The 4,233-nt window shown below is 63.4% G+C and carries 3 protein-coding genes and 1 pseudogene; 3 read left to right on the forward strand and 1 reads right to left on the reverse strand.

Features of this window, described 5'->3' with window-relative positions; all coding sequences use genetic code 11:
* Positions 1 to 74, forward strand: a pseudogene (locus tag FFS27_RS29380) (cold shock domain-containing protein CspD); the annotation flags it as partial.
* A 72-nt stretch (positions 75 to 146) separates the two neighbouring features.
* Here FFS27_RS29380 and icd read toward each other — a convergent pair.
* Complete coding sequence (gene icd / locus FFS27_RS29385) at positions 147 to 1,403, reverse strand: NADP-dependent isocitrate dehydrogenase (protein ID WP_003090436.1); 1,257 nt, start codon at positions 1,401 to 1,403, stop codon at positions 147 to 149.
* Between the two features lie 358 nt (positions 1,404 to 1,761).
* On the opposite strand from icd, the gene FFS27_RS29390 reads away from it, so the two are divergent.
* Positions 1,762 to 3,987: an NADP-dependent isocitrate dehydrogenase gene (locus FFS27_RS29390; RefSeq protein WP_003122606.1), complete on the forward strand. Its 2,226-nt coding sequence runs from the start codon at positions 1,762 to 1,764 to the stop codon at positions 3,985 to 3,987.
* 86 nt (positions 3,988 to 4,073) lie between these two features.
* A partial coding sequence (locus FFS27_RS29395) for an NUDIX domain-containing protein (protein WP_137952399.1) occupies positions 4,074 to 4,233 on the forward strand: 160 nt, incomplete at its 3' end.

Genomic DNA, 4,233 nt, shown 5'->3' on the forward strand with positions numbered 1-4,233 from the left:
CCACCGCGACAACCGCCGCACCCTCCGCCCCCGCCCCGCAGGAAGAGCCGCAGGCGACGCCCATCGAAGCCTGACCCCAGCGCGGATGCGGAAATGAAAAAGGCCGGTGCGAACCGGCCTTTTTCTCGTTCGGGCGCTAGCCCTTCCTACATCTTGGCAATCATCGCGTCGCCGAACTCCGAGCAGGACAGCAGGGTCGCGCCGTCCATCAGGCGTTCGAAGTCATAGGTCACGGTCTTGGCGGCGATCGCCCCGTTGGTGCCCTTGATGATCAGGTCGGCCGCCTCGGTCCAGCCCATGTGGCGCAGCATCATCTCCGCGGAGAGGATCAGCGAACCCGGGTTGACCTTGTCCTGGCCGGCGTACTTCGGCGCGGTGCCGTGGGTCGCCTCGAACATGGCCACCGAATCGGACAGGTTGGCGCCGGGCGCGATGCCGATGCCGCCGACCTCGGCCGCCAGGGCGTCGGAGAGATAGTCGCCGTTCAGGTTCAGGGTGGCGATCACGTCGTACTCGGCGGGGCGCAGCAGGATCTGCTGCAACATGGCGTCGGCGATCACGTCCTTGACCACGACGTTCTTGCCGGTCTTCGGATTCTTGAACTGCATCCACGGACCGCCGTCCAGCAGCTCGGCGCCGAATTCATCGCGCGCGACTTCGTAGCCCCAATCCTTGAAGGCACCCTCGGTGAACTTCATGATGTTGCCCTTGTGCACCAGGGTCACCGAACTGCGGTCGTTGTCGACGGCGTATTGCAGGGCCTTACGCACCAGGCGCTTGGTGCCTTCCTGGGAAACCGGCTTGATGCCGATGCCGCAGTTCTCGGTGAAGCGGATCTTCTTGACGCCCATTTCCTCGGTGAGGAACTTGATGACCTTCTCCGCCTCCGGCGAACCGGCCTTCCACTCGACGCCGGCATAGATGTCCTCGGAGTTCTCGCGGAAGATCACCATGTCTACGTCGCCGGGCTTCTTCACCGGGCTGGGCACGCCTTCGAACCAGCGTACCGGGCGCTGGCAGACGTAGAGATCGAGTTGCTGGCGCAGGGCCACGTTCAGGGAACGGATGCCGCCACCGACCGGGGTGGTCAGCGGACCCTTGATGGAAACCACGTAGTCGCGCACGGCGTCCAGGGTTTCCTGGGGCAGCCAGGTGTCCTGGTCATACACCTGGGTGGCCTTCTCGCCGGCGTAGACTTCCATCCAGGCGATCTTGCGCTCGCCCTTGTATGCTTTTTCCACTGCAGCGTCGACAACCTTGATCATGACCGGGCTGATATCGACGCCGATGCCATCACCCTCGATGAACGGGATGATCGGGTTCTTCGGTACGCTCAAGGACATGTCGGCATTCACAGTGATTTTGTCACCGGTCGCCGGCACCTGGATCTTTTGGTATCCCATGCTGAACTCCGTGTTGTGGTTAAAACCCTGTTGCAGCCTTCTAGGGTAGCCCAGTTGTCCGCCCGGAAACCACATCTTCCTTAGTCTAAACAGGCGAGCGCATCAGCCCGGCGAGAGGGTGGTATACTGCGCGCCATGACTTCGCAGTCATCGAGGTCCGAGCAGTCTGGGACCAGACCCTCTCCCCTCGCAGCGTCGGGTTCGCCACCATGAACCCGCCGTACAACGCTCTACTGGCGCCCCTATATCCCGCGGCATATCTCGATTTCGATTCAACCCGATGTTGAGCGAAGGCATCGCGTCCACCAACGCGTATCGAGACTCTGTGCGCGCCCAGCAAAAAAGAGAGTTACCGTAGATGTCCATCCGCTCGAAGATCACCTACACCTTCACCGACGAAGCACCCGCGCTCGCCACCTACTCGCTCCTCCCCATCGTCAAGGCCTTTGCCGCTTCCGCCGGCATCGACGTCGAGACCAGCGACATCTCTCTTGCAGGACGCATCCTGGCCAACTTCGCCGACCGCCTCGAAGCCGACCAGCGTATCGAAGACGACCTCGCCCGCCTGGCGGTCCTGGCCACCTCGCCCGACGCCAATATCATCAAGCTGCCCAACATCAGCGCCTCGGTGCCCCAGCTGAAAGGCGCGATCGCCGAGCTGCAGGGCCTGGGCTACAAGGTTCCCGACTTCCCGGAAGACCCGCAGACCGACGAAGAGAAAGAGGTTCGCGCACGCTACGCGAAGATCCTCGGCAGCGCCGTGAACCCGGTCCTGCGCGAAGGCAACTCCGACCGTCGCGCGCCTGCCGCGGTGAAGGCCTACGCCCGCAAGCACCCGCACTCCATGGGCAAGTGGAGCATGGCCTCGCGCTCCCACGCCGACTACATGCGCGGCGGCGACTTCTTCTCCAGCGAACAGTCCATCACCATGGCCAAGGCCGGTGACGTGCGCATCGAGTTCGTCGGCAAGGACGGCAAGGTCGAGGTCAAGAAGCAACTGAGCCTGCAGGAAGGCGAAGTGCTCGACAGCATGTTCATGAGCTGCGGCAAGCTGCGCGACTTCTTCGAGAAGACCCTGCAGGACTGCAAGGAAACCGGCGTCATGTGGTCCCTGCACGTCAAGGCGACCATGATGAAGATTTCCCACCCAATCGTCTTCGGGCATGCGGTGAGCGTCTACTACAAGGACGTCTTCGACAAGTGGGGCCAACTCTTCGAAGAGCTCGGCGTGAACCCGAACAACGGTATCTCCAGCGTCTACGACAAGATCAAGTCGCTGCCCGCCTCCCAGCAGGAAGAGATCCTCCACGACATCCACGAGGTGTACAGCCACCGCCCGGAAATGGCGATGGTCGACTCCGTGAAAGGCATCACCAACCTGCACATTCCGAGCGACGTCATCGTCGACGCCTCGATGCCGGCGATGATCCGCAACTCTGGCCAGATGTGGGGCAAGGACGGCAAGCAGAAAGACACCAAGGCGGTAATGCCGGAAAGCACCTACGCCCGCATCTACCAGGAGATGATCAACTTCTGCAAGACCAACGGCGCCTTCGACCCGACCACCATGGGCAGCGTGCCGAACGTCGGCCTGATGGCGCAGAAGGCCGAGGAATACGGCTCCCACGACAAGACCTTCGAAATGACCGCCGACGGCACCATGCGCGTGGTCCTGGCCGACGGCAGCGTGCTGATGCAGCACGAGGTGGAGACCGGCGACATCTGGCGCGCCTGCCAGACCAAGGACGCACCGATCCGCGACTGGGTCAAGCTGGCCGTCACCCGCGCACGCCAGTCCGATACCCCGGCGATCTTCTGGCTGGACCCGGAGCGCGCCCACGACCGCGAACTGCGCAAGAAGGTCGAGCTGTACCTCAAGGACCACGACCTGACCGGTCTCGACATCAGCATCATGGGCTACAACGAGGCCATTCGCGTCAGCATGGAACGCCTGATCCGCGGCAAGGACACCATCTCGGTGACCGGCAACGTCCTGCGCGACTACCTGACCGACCTGTTCCCGATCATGGAACTGGGCACCTCGGCCAAGATGCTCTCCATCGTTCCGCTGATGGCGGGCGGCGGCATGTACGAAACCGGCGCCGGCGGCTCGGCACCCAAGCACGTCCAGCAACTGGTGGAAGAGAACTACCTGCGCTGGGACTCCCTGGGCGAGTTCCTGGCCCTGGCCGTGTCCCTGGAGGAAACCGGGATCAAGACCGGCAACGCCAAGGCCAAGCTGCTCGGCAAGGCGCTGGACGAAGCCACCGGCAAGCTGCTGGACAACAACAAGTCGCCGTCGCGCAAGGTCGGCGACATCGACAACCGCGGCAGCCACTTCTACCTGGCGATGTACTGGGCCCAGGCCCTGGCCGCCCAGGACGAAGACGCCGAGCTGAAAGCGCACTTCGCACCGCTGGCCAAGGCCCTGACCGAGCAGGAAGCGACCATCGTCGCCGAACTCAATGCGGTCCAGGGCAAGCCGGCCGAGATCGGCGGCTACTATCGCTCCAACCCGGAGCTGACCAGCAAGGTGATGCGCCCCAGCGCCACCTTCAACGCGGCGATCGACAGCCTCGCCTGATGGCGTCACGCTGACGAAGCAGAAACCCCGGGCCTACGCTCGGGGTTTCTTTTTATCGAGGCCTTTTCCGTACCGAGGAGACATCCATGAGCTGGCATCCCCATGTCACCGTAGCGACCATCGTCGAGGACCAGGGCCGCTTCCTGCTGGTCGAGGAACAGGCCGACGGCCGCGAGGTGCTGAACCAGCCCGCCGGGCACCTGGAGCCCGCCGAAAGCCTGCTCGAGGCCGCCCTGCGCGAAACCC

It is taken from the genome of Pseudomonas sp. 2VD (genome assembly GCF_005503585.1).
GTDB lineage: Bacteria > Pseudomonadota > Gammaproteobacteria > Pseudomonadales > Pseudomonadaceae > Pseudomonas > Pseudomonas aeruginosa.